Raw genomic sequence first — 14,299 nt, forward strand, 5'->3', positions numbered from 1 at the left:
GGAATTCCTTCACTACCTTTCCCACACGCTCTCCCGCCGGGACACCCCCCGCGAGACGGGCTCCGCAGGACCGCCAGGGCGTCAAGGACGACACACCGCGGCCCGAGCGCGGCCACCCCACCTGCGCGCGACACCCGAGTCCCGGACCGGCGCCGCCGCTCCGGCGACCCCGCCGCGGAAAGGAATGCGCGTCGTGACTGCAGAGACATCCCAGACCCTGGACCGTGGCGTCCGGGTCCTCAAGCTCCTCGCCGACTCCGAGCGCGGGCTCACGGTGACGGAGCTCGCGGCCCGGTTGGCCGTGAACCGGACCGTCGTCTACCGGCTGCTGGCCACCCTGGAACAGCACGGGCTGGTCCGCCGCGACATCGGCGGCCGGGCCCGGGTCGGGCTCGGCGTGCTGCGGCTGGCCCACCGGGTGCACCCGCTGCTGCGCGAGGCCGCGCTGCCGGCACTGCGCAGCCTCGCCGAGGACCTCGGCGCCACCGCCCACCTCACCCTGGTGGACGGCAGCGAGGCACTGGCCGTCGCCGTGGTCGAGCCCAGCTGGACCGACTTCCACGTCGCGTACCGGACCGGGCTGCGCCACCCGCTGGGGGAGAGCGCCGCCGGGCGGGCGATCCTGGAGGCCCGCGGCTTCCCGAGCCAGCGCCGCCCGGAGCAGGGCTTCGTCATCACCCGCGCGGAGGAGCAGTCCGGGGCGTGCGGTGCCGCCGCGGCGCTGATCGGGCTGAGCGGGATCGAGGGCAGCGTCGGCGTGGTGATGCTGAACGGCCTGGTCCCGGAGCGGGTCGGACCCCGGGTGGTGGAGGCCGCCACCGAGGTCGCCGACGCCCTGCGGTAGTGCCGGGCACGGGCCCGGGTGTGTTTGGATTTCCCCTGTGTCCGACACCAAGCTGCCCCCGGCCCTGACCGCTCCCCGGACCCGCGCGCTGGCGCTGTGCGGGGCGCTGATCACCGCGCTGTTCGCCGTGGCCGCCTTCGTCCCGCTGCCCTACACGCTGACCTGGCCGGGCGTGACCGCGGACACCCTCGGCAGCTACCAGGGCAAGCCGGTGCTCACCATCACCGGCGCGCCGGTGCGCACCCCCTCGGGCGAGCTGCGGATGGTCACCATCTCGGCGACCAACCCGGGGGAGAAGACGACCTTCTGGCGCTCGCTGCGGGCCTGGTTCGACCAGGACGAGGCGATCCGGCCGACCGAGACCGTCTACCCCCAGGGCGACCCGGCCAAGGCGGAGGAGGTGACCGCCCAGCAGATGGTCGAGTCGCAGGACAGTGCCACCACGGCCGCGCTCTCCTACCTCCACCTCTCGCCGGACCAGGTGAAGGTGAAGGTCGACCTCGGCGACATCGGCGGGCCGAGCGCCGGCCAGATGCTCGCGCTGGGCATCGTCGACAAGCTGGCCGGCGACGGCAAGGGCGGTGACCTCACCGGCGGGCTGAAGGTCGCGGGCACCGGCACCATCGACGACCAGGGCGTGGTCGGCGCGGTGGGCGGCGTGCCGCTGAAGACCCAGGCGGCGGCCCGGGACGGCGCGACGGTGTTCCTGCTGCCGAAGGACGAGTGCGCGGACGCCAAGGTGAACACGCCCGCGGGGCTGCGGCTGGTGCCGGTGGGCACGCTGGGCGAGGCGGTCTCCGCGCTGGACGCGCTGCGCACCGGCGGGGCCGTCCCCGGCTGCTGAGCCGGACAGGGACCGGCCGGCGAGCCGGGCCGGGTGGGACCGGTCCGCCAGGGGCGGCTACTCCGCGGCGGCCTGGTCCACCAGCGGCAGGATCCGGTAGGGCACCGGGTTCTCCAGCGCGATCGCGGTCGAGGACCGGACGATCCCGTCGAAGCCCACGACGCGGTCGATCACCCGCTGCAGATCGGCATTGGACCGGGCCACGATCCGCACCATCATGTCCCCGCGCCCGGTGATCGTGTGCAGTTCCAGCACCTCCGGCACCGCCGCCAGGTGCGCCCGCACGTCCGCCCCCTGGCCCTGGGAGATCTCCAGGGTGGCGAAGGCCGTCACCGGGTAGCCCAGCGCGGCCGGGTCCACCTCCGGCCCGAAGCCGCCGATCACGCCCTTGGCCTGGAGCCGGTCGAGCCGCGCCTGCACCGTGCCCCGGGCCACCTGGAGCCGGCGCGAGCACTCCAGCACCCCGATCCGCGGCTCCTCGGCGAGCAGCCGGATCAGCCGGCCGTCCAACGCGTCGATCGCGTCGTTGGTGCCGCCCCCGGGAGCGGAAGTCCCTTGCCCCTCAGGGGAGTCGGGGTTGATCGGGGAGTGGGCGGGGGGCATCGCGGACTCCGTCCTCCGGTGGGCATTCTGTACAGCGGTGGGTCCGATTCTCCCGCCCCGGCGCACACCTTGACCAGGAGGAAACGGAACAGTTGCGCGGCGGTCGGCTCGGCGCCACCCTCCAGCCACACCCCTGTGCGCCGGGCCCCGCACCGGCTACCGGGGCACACGTGTCCCGTACGCCTACCGGGAGGCCGTCATGACCGACACCGCCGCCGAACCCGTGCTGAGCACCGCGGGCCGGGAGCCCGACCTCCTCCCGATGGGGCGCGCCGACGCGGTGGTCTTCGCGGTCGGCGACGCCGAGCGGGCGGCGCGCCGCTACGCGGGGGCGCTCGGCCTGCGCTGTACCGCCTACGCCGGGCCCGAGACCGGCGAGCCGGAGACCGTCTCGTACGTGCTGAACGCACCGGGCGCCCGCTTCGTCATCACCTCGCTGGTCCAGGTGATCGGGCCGCGCGGCCGGGAGCTCGCCTGGCACCTCGCCCGGCACGGGGACGGCGTGCTGGACCTCGCGGTCACCGTGCCGGACGTCTACTACGCCTTCGACTACGCCGTGGACCGCGGCGCCCGCGCGCTCGCCGAGCCGTACGAGACCGAGGACCGGTACGGGACGGTCGTGCTCGCCGCGATCGGGGTGCCCGGCGGCACCCGGCACACCCTGGTCGACCGGTCCCGCTACCGCGGCCCCTACCTGCCCGGGTTCGTGCCCTTCGAGCGGTGGTGACGGCCGGCTCCGCGGGGAGCCGGCGGTCGGTCGCCCGGTCAGCGGACCACCGTCTCCACCATGGGCGGGTGGCCGTTCCAGGTGGCGAAGACCGAGTTGGCCTGGCCGTCCTTGGTGAAGTCCACCCGGAGCCACTGCGGCTCGTTCCAGATCTGCATCTGCCAGCCCGGATCCGGCACCGCGGACACCAGCGAGGCGCCGTCCGGCCGGAGGTCCAGCGCGACCCGGCCGCCCTGGACCGGGTAGCTGTGGACCGAGGAGGTCGTGGTGGCGGCCGGGGCCGGACGGCGCGAGGACGGCTGGGCGCTCGACGGCGCCGCGGCGCGCGGCGACGTGGCCGAGGCGGTGGTGGACGGCGGGGCGGGCGACTCCGACGGCGGCCCGGCCGGGGCCGGCGTCCGGGACGGAGTCGGGGCCGGCGTGCCGGGGCCCTCGTCCGGCGCGGTCCGCGCGCCACCCGACGCGGAGGGCAGCGGCAGCGCGCTCGGCCGCTCGAACGCCGCGCCGGTCAGCACCGCGTGCACGCCGAACCAGGACAGCGCCACCGCTGCTCCGGTGGCCGCCGCCCAGGCGCCGAGCTGTACCAGTCCGTTCCGCATCGTCCGCACATCCTGCCGTACTCGGCGCCGTGGCAGGTGGGTACCCCTGCCGTTCTGCAGGGAACTTGCACAAACCGGCCGGGGCCGGAGCGAACCGGGCGGAGCGGGCCTGGCCGCCGCCCCGGACGGACCCCCGAGGTACAGACCACCGCGCGCCGATGGCGTACCGTGCAGGGCCATGGCAACAGTGCTCGTGGTCGAGGACGACCCCTTCGTACGATCCGCCCTCATCCGGCACCTGGCCGACACCGGTCACGCGGTCCGCAGTGTGGGCACGGCACTTGAGGCGCTGCGCGAGGTCGCCCAGGTCGGCTGCGACCTGGTGATCCTCGACCTCGGGCTGCCCGACCTGGACGGCAGCGAGGCGCTGAAGATGATCCGCGGCCTCACCAACGTGCCGGTGATCATCTCCACCGCCCGCGACGACGAGGCCGAGATCGTCCGGCTGCTCAACGACGGCGCCGACGACTACCTGGTGAAGCCCTTCTCCGGAGAGCACCTCAGCGCCCGGATGGCCGCCGTGCTGCGCCGACTCGGCGGCGGCGCCGCCCCGGTGGCCCAGGTGCTCCGGGTCGGCGGGCTCGCCATTGACCTCCAGCGCCGCGAGGCCGTCCTGGACGGCCGGCTGCTCGACCTGACCCGGCGTGAGTTCGACCTGCTGGCCTTCCTCGCCGCCCGGCCGGGTGTGGTGGTGCCGCGCAAGGAGATCCTGGCCGAGGTGTGGCGTCAGACCTACGGCGGCGACCAGACCATCGACGTCCACCTCTCCTGGCTGCGCCGCAAGCTCGGTGAGACCGCCTCCAACCCCCGTTACCTGCACACCGTGCGCGGCGTCGGGGTCCGGCTGGAGGCGGCCGGCCACCCGGCGGGGCCGGGGCCGGGTGGGCCGGGGCCGGACCCCGCGGAGCGCCGGACATGAGGCGGTTCGGGCACTCGCTGCGCTGGGCCCTGATCAAGGCCGCCGTGGCCGGGACCACCATGGTCGCGCTGGCCTTCCTCATCCCGCTCGGGCTGATGGTCCAGCAGACCGCGCGGGACCGGTCGTTCACGGCGGCCGAACGGCAGGCGGCGGCGCTCGGCCCGGCCCTCGCCATCACCACCGACCAGGACGCCATCGCCCGCGCGGTGGCCAGCACCGACGCCGGTGCCCAGCGGCGGATGGCCGTCCACCTGCCCGGACCGGCCCCCGCGGAGGCCGTCCCGGGGGCGGCCATGGTCGGGCCGGACGGCGGCGCGACCATCGGCGAGGCCCACGCGGCGTCCGCCGACGTCTCCACCGCCGGCGGCCAGGGCCGCTCGTTCACCGTCGGGGTCCCCGGCGGCTTCGCGCTGCTCCAGCCGGTCGCCGTCGACACCGGCCGGACCGCCGTGGTCGAGGTGTACGTGGCCGACGACGATCTCACCCGGGGGGTCGCCACCGCCTGGCTGGTGCTCTCGGCCGTCGCGCTCGCCCTGGTCGCCATCTCGGTGCTGGTCGCCGACCGGATGGGCGCGCGGATCGTCGCCTCCGCCCGTCGACTGGCCGCCGCCGCCCGTTCGCTGGGCGCCGGCAACCTCGCCGTTCGGGTGCCGGTGGACGGCCGGGCGGGTGCGGGCAGCCCCGAGGAACTGCGCGAGGCCGGCCACGCGTTCAACACGATGGCCGACCGTGTCGTCCAACTGCTCGCCGCTGAGAGGGAGTTGGCCGCCGACTTGTCGCACCGGCTGCGCACCCCGCTCACCGTGCTGCGGCTCAACGCGGCCTCGCTCGGCGAGGGCGATGCCGCCGACGCCACCCGGCACGCCGTCTCCCAGCTGGAGCGCGAGGTCGACCAGATCATCCGCTCGGCCCGCCGGGCGCCCGAGGACGCGCCCGCCGTCACCGTCGGCTGTGACGCCGCCGAGGTGATCCGGGAGCGGGTCGGCTTCTGGTCCGCGCTCGCCGAGGACGAGGGCCGCCGCTGGCAGCTGGCCGGCGCCGACCGGCCCGCCCAGGTGCCGGTCCAGCGCGGCGACCTGGCCGCAGCCGTCGACGCCGTGCTCGGCAACGTCTTCCGGCACACCGCCATCGGCACCGCCTTCTCGGTGGACGTGCTGGCCACCGAGAGCTCGGTCATCGTCCTGGTCGGCGACGCCGGCCCCGGCTTCACCGATCCCGAGTCCGCTCTGCAGCGCGGCCAGGGCCACGGCGGCGACGGCTCGACCGGGCTCGGCCTGGACATCGTCCGCAAGCTCGCCGAGTCCACCGGCGGTGACCTCGCGCTCGGCCGCTCGGCGGTGCTCGGCGGCGCCGAGCTGCGGCTGCGGCTGCAGACCCGGCCCGACGGCGCACCGGGCCGGGGCAGCCGGCGGCGTACCCGCAGCGCGCTCTTCCACCGCTGAGGCCCGGGGCGGTCGGGCCCGAGGCGGGTTCGGCGCTGCCGCGCGGCGCTTCCTGCCGGGGTGGCGCCCCCTTCTTCCTTAAGCGGGCCCTAAGAGACCTTCACCCCTCGCTCAGCAGCCCCGTTCGGGCTGGTCGGCGGCGCTAGCGTCGTCCGCGCCGGTCACCCGACCGAGCCGGGTCACGCCGCCCGCGACGGGTCCACGGACCCGTGCCCGGCGGCCGCGACCCCGTCCGGCCAGCCGCCCCCCGCCACCCGTCGGGCGGGGGAGCCCCCAACGGAGGTACGTCCCATGACGACTCAGCCCCACCGCCGTTCCCGTCGCCGGCGCAGCCGCAAGGGTGTCGTCCTCGGTGCCTCGGCGGTCGCCGCCGCGCTGGTCGCCGGCGGCGTCGTCGTCCTCGCCTCCTCGGCCAGCGCCGCCTCGCTCGGTGCGGTCTACAGCCGCACCAGCTCCTGGGACTCCGGCTACACCGGCCAGTACCTGGTCACCAACCCGGACGCCCGGGCGATCGAGGACTGGACGCTCTCCTTCGACCTGCCGGCCGGGGCGAGGATCGACTCGCTCTGGAACGCCACCTTCACGGCCGAGGGCCGGCACATCACCGTCAAGCCGGAGTCCTGGAGCAAGCGCCTGGAGCCCGGCAAGAGCGTCGTGGTCGGCTTCGTCGCCCAGGGCTCCGGCGGCGCCCAGGCCGAGCCGGGCAACTGCCTGATCAACAACGTGTCCTGCAAGGCCGGCGACGGCACCCCGCCCACGCCCTCCGGTCGGCCGACCGGCACCCCCACCGCCTCGCCGACCGCGACCGGCACCGCCCAGCCGACCGCGACGCCCACGGTCACCGCCACCGCCACCGCCACCGCGAAGCCCACCACCGCATCGCCCAGTCCCACCACGACCGTCCGGCCCACCACCCCGGCGCCGACGCCCACCGCCACCCCGACACCCACCACCACCGCGACCGGCACCCCCGCCCCGGTGGCCGGCGCCGGCTTCGCCCCCTACGTGGACACCTCGCTCTACCCGCCGTTCGACCTGGTCGCCACCGCCAAGGCCACCGGGGTGAAGCAGTTCAACCTCGCCTTCGTGGTCTCCGGCGGCGGCTGCATCCCCAAGTGGGGCGGGGTGAGCGACCTCTCGGCCGACGCGGTGGCCGCGCAGATCGGCGCCCTGCGGGCGATCGGCGGCGACGTCCGGGTCTCCTTCGGCGGCGCCAACGGCAGTGAGCTGGCCCTCGCCTGCACCTCGGCGGCCGACCTCACCGCCGTCTACCAGAAGACCGTCGACACCTTCGGGCTCACCAAGGTCGACTTCGACGTCGAGGGCGGTGCGATCGCCAACACCGCGGCCAACACCCGCCGCGCCCAGGCCGTCGCCAACCTGCAGAGGAACGCGGCCGCCAGGGGCAAGGCCCTGGACGTCTCCTTCACCCTGCCCGCGCTGCCCTCAGGTCTGACCCAGGAGGGCGTGAACCTGGTCGCCGACGCCAAGCAGAACGGCGTCGCGATCGGCGCGGTCAACATCATGGCGATGGACTTCGGTGACGGCGTCGCCCCGAACCCGCAGGGCCAGATGGGCAAGTACGCCATCGCGGCGGCCACCGCCACCCAGGCCCAGGTGAAGAGCGTGCTCGGTGTCGACGACGCCACCGCCTGGCGCAAGGTCGCGGTCACCCCGATGATCGGTGTCAACGACGTGGCCAGCGAGGTCTTCACGGTGGCCGACGCCAAGCAGCTCGCCGAGTTCGCGAAGACCAAGCACCTGGCCTGGCTGGCGATGTGGTCCGGCACCCGTGACAAGGCCTGCGCGGGCGGCGCCAAGGCGTACGCCGACGCCACCTGCAGCAGCATCGTCCAGCAGCCGCTGGACTTCACCCGGGCCCTCGGCGCCTACACCGGCTGACGCCGCAGCGGAGGCCCGCCACCGACCCCTCCCCGGGACCCCGGCCGTCCGTGCTCCGCCCGCAACGGAGCACGGACGGCCGCGGGCTTCCCACCGAGCCTGACGCCCATGTGGTCACGCTCCGTCACCTTCTCGGTCGGGGTGGCCCGCCGGGCATCCGGTATCGTCGCTGGTTGGCCGAACGGTGGACGGAGCGAACAGTGACAGCGGTGCAAGACGAGCGCAGCCCGGTGCGGACCGCACCAGACCCGGCGCCCGCCCCTCTGCCGGACCGCGTCAAGGACGCCCTCGGCGCACCCGTCCGGGCCCTGCGGCAGGCCCCGCGCCGTCCGCTGCTGGCGGTCTCGGCCGTGGCACTGCTGTCCCTCGTGGTCTACGCGGTGGTCCGGCACTTCGTCCACACCTCGATGGTGGACATGGTCGTCTACCGGGCCGAGGGCGCCGCGGTGGCCGACGGCGGCGACCTCTACGGGCTCCGGGTCACCGAGTGGAACCTGCCCGCCACCTACCCGCCGTTCGCCGCGATGCTGTTCGTGCCGACGACCTGGTTCCCGATCCCGTTCCTCCGGGTCGCGATCACGCTCGGCAACCTCGGGCTGCTCGCACTGCTGACCCATCTGTCGTTCAGGCTGGTCGGCTGGCCGCGCCGCGAGCTGCGCCCGCTGGGCGTGATCCTGGTGACCGGCGGCGGCGTCTGGCTCGAACCCGTCTTCACCACCCTGCGCTACGGCCAGATCAACCTCGCCCTCGCCTGCCTGATCCTCTGGGACCTCACCCGACCGGACTCCCGCCGCAGCAAGGGGGTCGCGATCGGCATCGCCGCCGGGATCAAGCTGACCCCCGGGCTCTTCGCCGTCTACCTGCTGCTCACCGGCCGGATCCGGGCCGCCTTCGTCGCCGGCTTCACCTTCCTCGGCACCTTCCTCCTCGGGGCGCTCGTGCTGCCCGACGCCACCTGGGGCTTCTGGACCAAGTACCTCTACGACTCGTCCCGGGTCGGCAAGACCGAGATCGTCGACAACCAGTCGGTCCGCGGCGCCTTCGCCCGCCTGCTGCACACCGCCGACCCCGGCACCCTGGCCACCGTGGGCTCGGGCCTGGTCGCGCTGGCCGGCCTCGCCGTCGCGGCCTGGGCGTCCGCCAGCTCGCGCTGGCTGCCGCGCGCGGAGGCGTGGGGCGTCTGCTGCGCCGCTGTCACCGCGGTGCTGATCTCGCCGATCAGCTGGACCCATCACTGGGTCTGGTGCGTGCCGGTACTCGCCCTGCTCGCCTGTGAGGCCGCGATCGAGCAGGCCCGCCCGGCCGCCGTGCGCAAGGTGCGCTGGCGGGCCGCCTTCGGAGCCACGCTGGTCGCCTTCTTCTCGTTCGCGATGTGGGTCGTGCCGCACCACGGCGACCTCGATCTGCACCTGCCGCCCGTCAGCCAGGCCCCGGCCGCGGTCTACCCCCTGGTCGGGATCTGCTTCCTGCTGGCGGCCGCGCTGCGGACGAGGGCACGCCGCCGGGCCGCCGGCGCTCCGCTGGTCCCCGTGCCGGGGCAGCGGGACGGCGGAAACCCGGGCACCGCACACGACCGTCAGCAGGCCCCCGCGGCCCGCTGAGTCGTGGCGGGCCGGTGACGGCCGCGGGACTGCCGGTCGGACGGGCGTGGTGGTACGGACGGGCGTGCCGGTACGGACGGGCGTGGCGGCGCCGGGGCCTCCGGTCGGCACCCACGCTCACGCGAGCAGTTCGGCGAGCGAGCCGTCCATGTCCAGGGCGGCCATCTCGCTGCCCGGCGGCACCAACCGGTGCGCCCGCTCCAGCCAGGCGGCCACCGCAGGCAGCGGCGCCTCCAGCAGCGCGTCCCCGGCCGGCGAGCTCAGCGCCAGGCAGAGCACGCTGCGCCGGCCCGACCGCGTCGGCCAGATCCGCACGTCCCCCTGCCCACAGGGCCGGAAGGTGCCCTCCACCAGCAGCTCGCGGGCGAACACCCAGGTCACCGGCGAGCCGCTGTCGAGGTGGAAGGTGACGTGCACCGCGTACGGGTCGTGGCTGCCGTAGGACAGCCGCGCCGGGACGGGAACGCTGTGCTCGGGGGAGAGCACCAGGTTGAGCTCCAGCTCCTGTTCGACCACGCTCGTCGCGCGCTCCATGATCGGGTTCCTCTCTGCCTGCGGTTCGTGCCCGGTTTCGGGCCGCGTGACCTTGAAGAGGCCGGTCGGCGGGCGCTCTTACACACGTTTCCGAGACTTCTTCGGGAACCTCCGCGGAAGCCGGGGCGCGGGAGGGGCGCGACCCGAGGCCAGGGGCGCAGGATGGTTGCCCGAGCGCCCCCTCCATTACCCCGGGCGGGCCCGGACTGTCCGGTGAATGGCCAACTTCCAACCTCTGGGCTTCCGAGGTACTACCCTTTGTGACTGCCCGGCGACTGTCCGCCCGTTCGGCGCTACCTTCGCGCGCGCCGGAGGCGAAGCCACCGCCGCGCGTACCGCCTGCCGGGCGTGCCGTCTCGGCCCCCTGCCAGGAAAGAAGACCCGCATGACGGACCGGCCCCTCACCAGCGGCGCCGACACGGCCGTCGGCCCTACGCCGGGTTACTACCCGGACCCCTCGATCCCCGGCTTCGTCCGCTACTGGGGCGGTTCGGCGTGGGTGCCCGGAACCAGCCGGCCCGCCCCGGCGGAGGGCGAGGTACTGGAGCCGCCCCGGTTCGTGGCCCGCCGCGGTGGAGCGGCCGAAGGCGGCGGAGGGGTCGGAGAGGGCGGACGTGCGGGCGCCGGGGCAGGGGCCGGTCCGGGCGTGGGCGTCGGCGCGCGGTTCGTGCCGCCGCCGGTGGTGCCGGCAACGGAGGCGCCGGCAACGGAGGCGCCGGCGGACTCCGGCCCGGAGCGGGCTCCGGAACGTGCGTCCGGGCCGCCCACCGGCGACACCGGGCCGGTGTACCTGGACCAGACGGCGGGCGGGGCCTCGTTCACCGTCGGGCCGCAGCTGGCCGCCGGGCCGGCCTTCCGGGGGGCCGCGGTCGGGGGGTCGGGCGAGGCGGGGAACGGACCGTCGGGCTCGGCTTCGGTTTCGCCCTCGGTTGCGGCCGAGGAACCGGACCCGGCGTCGGCCGAGGCCGGCTCTGTGGCCGGGGCCGGGCCTGCGCAGGAACCGTCCGGTTGGCAGGCGGACCCGCGGGCGCAGCGCGGGCTGATGGAGACGGGCGGATCGCAGCGCTGGGTCTCCTGGGGCGTGCTGCCGACGGCGCAGCCGTCGCCGGGCACGGACGGGGATGCGCGGGCCGAGGCGGATCGCGGGGCGGCGGGCCCGGCGGGGGGCGCCGGAGGCGAGCCGCCCGTGGTGGCCTTGAGGGTCGCCGGAGCGATGCCGGCGCAGTCGCCGGCTCCGGCGCGCGAGCCGGAGCCGGCTGCAGCGCCCGCCCGCGTTCCCGCTCTCGCTCCTGTCGCCCGGACGCTCGCCGCCGGTGCCGGGCCCGTCCGGATCGCCGGGCCCGCGCCCGCACCCGCGCCTGCGCCTGCGCAGGCGTTCGCGCCCGTGCCCGTACCGGCGCCGGTCCAGGAGGCCCCCGCTCAGGCATCCCCCGCACCCGCGTCCGCCCCCGCTCCGACCGCCCTCACCGCCACGGTCGCCGACCGCTCCTGGGCCGCCCCTCGCCCTGGGCCCGCCGCCCGCCCGGCCGCCGGGTCCGCCCAGCGCTCCGGGGCCGCGGCCCGGTCCGCCGCACGCCGCCGGGCCGCGGCGCCCGTCCCGGCCGGGCTGGGGCGCCGACTGGCCGCCCGGTTGGTGGACACCGTCGTGCTCGTCGTCGTCGCCACCGCCGCCGCCGTCCCGCTCGGCAGCTCCGCGCTGACCCACGTCCAGCAGAAACTCGACCAGGCCCGGATGGCCAGCTCGCTCACCCACCGCCAGGTCGACGTCTGGCTGGTGGACGGTGTCGTGGTGGGCAAGGCCGCCGTCCTGCTCGGCATCCTGGCCTTCGTCGGCCTGCTCTACGAGGTCCTGCCGACCGCGCGCACCGGCCAGACCTTCGGCAAGCGGCTGGCCCGGATCAAGGTGGTCGCCGTGGGCCCCGCCGCGACCGGGGCCCGGCTGCCGTTCGGCCGCTCGCTCGTCCGATGGCTGGTCAGGAACGTCTCTGCGGTGCTGCTGCTCGGCCTGGTCTGGCCGGTGTTCGACCGCCCCGCCCGCCGCGGCTGGCACGACCGCACGGCCGGCACCCGCGTCGTCCGGAGCTGACCCCGGGCGCCCGGGGGAGGGCTGCGGCTCCTCGGGCACGTTCGAGGGCAAAACGGACAGAATGTCCGAAGTTCGGTGAATGTGTGATGTTCTACTCGGGGCATGAGCACCTACAATCCCTCAGGCCCCGAACCGGAGGGGGGCGGCCAGCCCTCCTTCGACAAGCAGCCCCCGCAGCCGAGTGGCGGCACGCCGGAAGGTGCGCCGTCCGAGCCGGACGGAACTCCGCCGCCCGGCTCAACCCCGCCACCCGGACCGACCCCGCCGCCATCCGGCAGCCCGTACGACCGGCCCGGCGCGTACGGGGGCAACTACGGTGGTGCGCCCGGTGGTTCTCCGTACGGCCAGAGCCCCTACGGGCAATCGCCGTACGACCAGCCGCCGCCCGGCCAGGGCCCCACCGGCTACGGCACGCCCGGCGCCGGCCCGGTTCCCGGGATGCCGCCGCTCGGCAGCTGGCCGAACCGGATCCTCGCCACGGTGATCGACTACCTGCTGGTGCAGATCGTGGGCCTGATCGTGGTACTGCCCTTCGCCAGTCTCAGTGACCGCTCCGGCTCCGCCGGCGCCTTCTGGGTCGCCTGCGGCCTGTACCTGGTCTACCAGGGTGTGATGTTCAGCCGGGACGGCCAGACCTTCGGCATGAAGGCGATGAAGATCCGCGTCGCCATGCTGGTCGACGGCAACGTGCCGACGCCGGCCGCCGCCTGGACCCGCGCGGCCGTCTTCATCCTCCCGGCGGTACTCTGCTGCGCCGCCCTCTGGTGGGTGATCGACGGCCTGTTCGGCGTCTTCGACAAGCCGTACCGCCAGTGCATCCACGACAAGGCCGCCAAGACCGTCGTGGTCTCGACGGCCTGAGCGGGTCTCATCGTCCCGGGCGAGCGCCCGGTGGCGCCTCAGCGCTGCCGGGCGTAGCCGTGCCCGGCGGGCGCGGAGCCGGGCGCGGGCTTGGGCGAGGGCGCCGACCCGGACACGCCCCGCCGGGCGGCGGTGGACCGCGGCAACAGCGTCACCAGCGTCCCGAGCGTGAGCGCGAAGCCCACCAGTACCGTGACCTCCAGGACGCCTGCGGCGCCCGAGACGGCCAGCAGGGCCACGGTGGAGACGACGACGGTGAAGGTGCCGAGGCAGATCCGGGCGGTGGTCGGGCGCGGCATGGCGTCGGTCCTTCGCGCGTCGGGGGGAACGGGCGGGTGGTGTCGTGGGCAACTGGTGCCGTAATGGATGTCCTACCCGGTGGGGGAGCCCCGTAAGTGCAGCCTGACCCGTCGAACCCGGGGCACGGGGGGCGCACGGGCTCACCGCGGGGTCGTCCGCCCCGGTCGGTACGGTGAGGCGGGACCGGACCGTTCCGCGTCCCGCACCGTCCCGCACCGTCCCGCACCGTCCCGCACCGTCCAGGCACCCAGGGGGAGACACCGTGCCCGCTTTCGCATGGTCCACCGCCGATCGGCCCACCAACGAGGCCGCGGCGATCGCCGAACAGGAGCGGCTGCGCCCACTCGTCCGGCCCTACGGCCCGGCGCCGTCGCCCGACCCGGGTGTGGCGTCCGGCTCCGGGGCGACGCCGGACGACCGCCTGATCGCCGGGGTCGACGTCGCCTACGACGAGGAGCGGGACCTCGTGGTCGCCGCGGCCGTGGTGCTGGACCTCGACACCCTGGCCGTGGTCGAGCAGACCACCGCCGTCGACCGGGTCGCCTTCCCCTACATCCCAGGCCTGCTCGCCTTCCGGGAACTCCCCGCGGTGCTCGGCGCCCTCGGCCGGCTCGCCCGCACTCCCGGCACGGTCGTCTGCGACGGCTACGGTCTCGCCCACCCGCGCCGCCTCGGCCTGGCCAGCCACCTCGGTGTACTCACCGGCCTGCGGACCATCGGCGTCGCCAAGACCCCGTTCACCTTCGACCACCACGAGCCGGACGCACCCCGTGGCTCCTGGAGCCCGCTCACCGACCCGGCCACCGGCGAGGAGGTCGGGCGCGCCGTCCGCACCCGGGCCGGCGTCAAGCCGGTGTTCGTCTCGGTCGGACACCGCATCGGTCTGACGGAGGCCGTCGACACCACCCTGGCCCTCGCCCGCCGGTACCGGCTGCCCGAAACCACCCGTCACGCCGACTCGCTCTGCCGCCGGACCCTCGCCGGGCTGCAGCGGGGGACGCCCACGAACTGACGGCGCGCCAGGCGGCTCGCGGAAC

The 14,299-nt window shown here is 75.4% G+C and carries 14 protein-coding genes and 1 pseudogene; 11 read left to right on the top strand and 4 right to left on the bottom strand.

The features are described 5' to 3' along the window. The first annotated feature begins 193 nt into the window (after window positions 1-193). Complete coding sequence (locus ACF9IK_RS22945) at window positions 194-844, top strand: IclR family transcriptional regulator (protein ID WP_238862803.1); 651 nt, start codon at window positions 194-196, stop codon at window positions 842-844. A gap of 37 nt (window positions 845-881) precedes the next feature. After that, entirely contained in the window at window positions 882-1,688 is an 807-nt protein-coding gene (locus ACF9IK_RS22950) for a S16 family serine protease (RefSeq protein WP_395296000.1), read from the top strand. A 57-nt stretch (window positions 1,689-1,745) separates the two neighbouring features. On the opposite strand, the gene ACF9IK_RS22955 is transcribed toward ACF9IK_RS22950, so the two are convergent. Further along, entirely contained in the window at window positions 1,746-2,291 is a 546-nt protein-coding gene (locus ACF9IK_RS22955; RefSeq protein WP_395296001.1) for an Lrp/AsnC family transcriptional regulator, read from the bottom strand. A 199-nt stretch (window positions 2,292-2,490) separates the two neighbouring features. On the opposite strand from ACF9IK_RS22955, the gene ACF9IK_RS22960 reads away from it, so the two are divergent. Further along, entirely contained in the window at window positions 2,491-3,018 is a 528-nt protein-coding gene (locus ACF9IK_RS22960; RefSeq protein ID WP_395296002.1) for a VOC family protein, read from the top strand. Window positions 3,019-3,056: 38 nt separating this feature from the next. On the opposite strand, the gene ACF9IK_RS22965 is transcribed toward ACF9IK_RS22960, so the two are convergent. Beyond that, window positions 3,057-3,617 carry a hypothetical protein gene (locus ACF9IK_RS22965; RefSeq protein ID WP_395296003.1) on the bottom strand — a complete coding sequence of 187 codons (561 nt, stop codon included), beginning with the start codon at window positions 3,615-3,617 and terminating at the stop codon, window positions 3,057-3,059. 178 nt (window positions 3,618-3,795) lie between these two features. Between ACF9IK_RS22965 and ACF9IK_RS22970 the strand changes: the two genes are divergently transcribed. From ACF9IK_RS22970 to ACF9IK_RS22985, 4 genes are all read left to right on the top strand, one after another. After that, window positions 3,796-4,536 (top strand): response regulator transcription factor, encoded by a 741-nt coding sequence (locus ACF9IK_RS22970; protein ID WP_395296004.1) that lies wholly within the window; start codon window positions 3,796-3,798, stop codon window positions 4,534-4,536. Next, window positions 4,533-5,978: a sensor histidine kinase gene (locus tag ACF9IK_RS22975; protein WP_395296005.1), complete on the top strand. Its 1,446-nt coding sequence runs from the start codon at window positions 4,533-4,535 to the stop codon at window positions 5,976-5,978. Before ACF9IK_RS22970 ends, ACF9IK_RS22975 begins: the two co-directional genes overlap by 4 nt. Before the next feature lie 291 nt (window positions 5,979-6,269). Then, entirely contained in the window at window positions 6,270-7,880 is a 1,611-nt protein-coding gene (locus ACF9IK_RS22980; protein ID WP_395296006.1) for a glycoside hydrolase family 18 protein, read from the top strand. Between the two features lie 200 nt (window positions 7,881-8,080). Beyond that, window positions 8,081-9,481 carry a glycosyltransferase 87 family protein gene (locus ACF9IK_RS22985; RefSeq protein WP_395296007.1) on the top strand — a complete coding sequence of 467 codons (1,401 nt, stop codon included), beginning with the start codon at window positions 8,081-8,083 and terminating at the stop codon, window positions 9,479-9,481. Window positions 9,482-9,598: 117 nt separating this feature from the next. On the opposite strand, the gene ACF9IK_RS22990 is transcribed toward ACF9IK_RS22985, so the two are convergent. Continuing rightward, window positions 9,599-10,015: an SsgA family sporulation/cell division regulator gene (locus ACF9IK_RS22990; RefSeq protein WP_395296008.1), complete on the bottom strand. Its 417-nt coding sequence runs from the start codon at window positions 10,013-10,015 to the stop codon at window positions 9,599-9,601. A gap of 385 nt (window positions 10,016-10,400) precedes the next feature. Between ACF9IK_RS22990 and ACF9IK_RS22995 the strand changes: the two are divergent. The 3 genes and pseudogenes from ACF9IK_RS22995 to ACF9IK_RS23005 form a co-directional block, all read left to right on the top strand. Beyond that, window positions 10,401-10,502, top strand: a pseudogene (locus ACF9IK_RS22995) (hypothetical protein); the annotation flags it as partial. A gap of 897 nt (window positions 10,503-11,399) precedes the next feature. After that, window positions 11,400-12,101 carry an RDD family protein gene (locus ACF9IK_RS23000; RefSeq protein WP_395298659.1) on the top strand — a complete coding sequence of 234 codons (702 nt, stop codon included), beginning with the start codon at window positions 11,400-11,402 and terminating at the stop codon, window positions 12,099-12,101. A 102-nt stretch (window positions 12,102-12,203) separates the two neighbouring features. Next, window positions 12,204-12,962 (top strand): RDD family protein, encoded by a 759-nt coding sequence (locus ACF9IK_RS23005; RefSeq protein WP_395296009.1) that lies wholly within the window; start codon window positions 12,204-12,206, stop codon window positions 12,960-12,962. 38 nt (window positions 12,963-13,000) lie between these two features. Here ACF9IK_RS23005 and ACF9IK_RS23010 read toward each other — a convergent pair whose 3' ends face one another. Then, window positions 13,001-13,261, bottom strand: a complete 261-nt coding sequence (locus tag ACF9IK_RS23010; protein WP_395296010.1) for a hypothetical protein — start codon at window positions 13,259-13,261, stop codon at window positions 13,001-13,003. A 263-nt stretch (window positions 13,262-13,524) separates the two neighbouring features. Between ACF9IK_RS23010 and ACF9IK_RS23015 the strand changes: the two genes are divergently transcribed. Further along, window positions 13,525-14,274: an endonuclease V gene (locus ACF9IK_RS23015; protein ID WP_395296011.1), complete on the top strand. Its 750-nt coding sequence runs from the start codon at window positions 13,525-13,527 to the stop codon at window positions 14,272-14,274. Window positions 14,275-14,299 lie beyond the last annotated feature (25 nt).

This window comes from Kitasatospora hibisci, assembly GCF_043950205.1.
Lineage (GTDB): Bacteria > Actinomycetota > Actinomycetes > Streptomycetales > Streptomycetaceae > Kitasatospora > Kitasatospora hibisci.

What these genes read in the sequence shown, in the direction of transcription:
- ACF9IK_RS22955 (WP_395296001.1), bottom strand. Translation starts at nt 2,291, where the DNA reads ATGCCCCCCGCCCACTCCCCGATCAACCCCGACTCCCCTGAGGGGCAA.
- ACF9IK_RS22960 (WP_395296002.1), top strand. Translation starts at nt 2,491, where the DNA reads ATGACCGACACCGCCGCCGAACCCGTGCTGAGCACCGCGGGCCGGGAG.
- ACF9IK_RS22965 (WP_395296003.1), bottom strand. Translation starts at nt 3,617, where the DNA reads ATGCGGAACGGACTGGTACAGCTCGGCGCCTGGGCGGCGGCCACCGGA.
- ACF9IK_RS22970 (WP_395296004.1), top strand. Translation starts at nt 3,796, where the DNA reads ATGGCAACAGTGCTCGTGGTCGAGGACGACCCCTTCGTACGATCCGCC.
- ACF9IK_RS22975 (WP_395296005.1), top strand. Translation starts at nt 4,533, where the DNA reads ATGAGGCGGTTCGGGCACTCGCTGCGCTGGGCCCTGATCAAGGCCGCC.
- ACF9IK_RS22980 (WP_395296006.1), top strand. Translation starts at nt 6,270, where the DNA reads ATGACGACTCAGCCCCACCGCCGTTCCCGTCGCCGGCGCAGCCGCAAG.
- ACF9IK_RS22990 (WP_395296008.1), bottom strand. Translation starts at nt 10,015, where the DNA reads ATGGAGCGCGCGACGAGCGTGGTCGAACAGGAGCTGGAGCTCAACCTG.
- ACF9IK_RS23005 (WP_395296009.1), top strand. Translation starts at nt 12,204, where the DNA reads ATGAGCACCTACAATCCCTCAGGCCCCGAACCGGAGGGGGGCGGCCAG.
- ACF9IK_RS23010 (WP_395296010.1), bottom strand. Translation starts at nt 13,261, where the DNA reads ATGCCGCGCCCGACCACCGCCCGGATCTGCCTCGGCACCTTCACCGTC.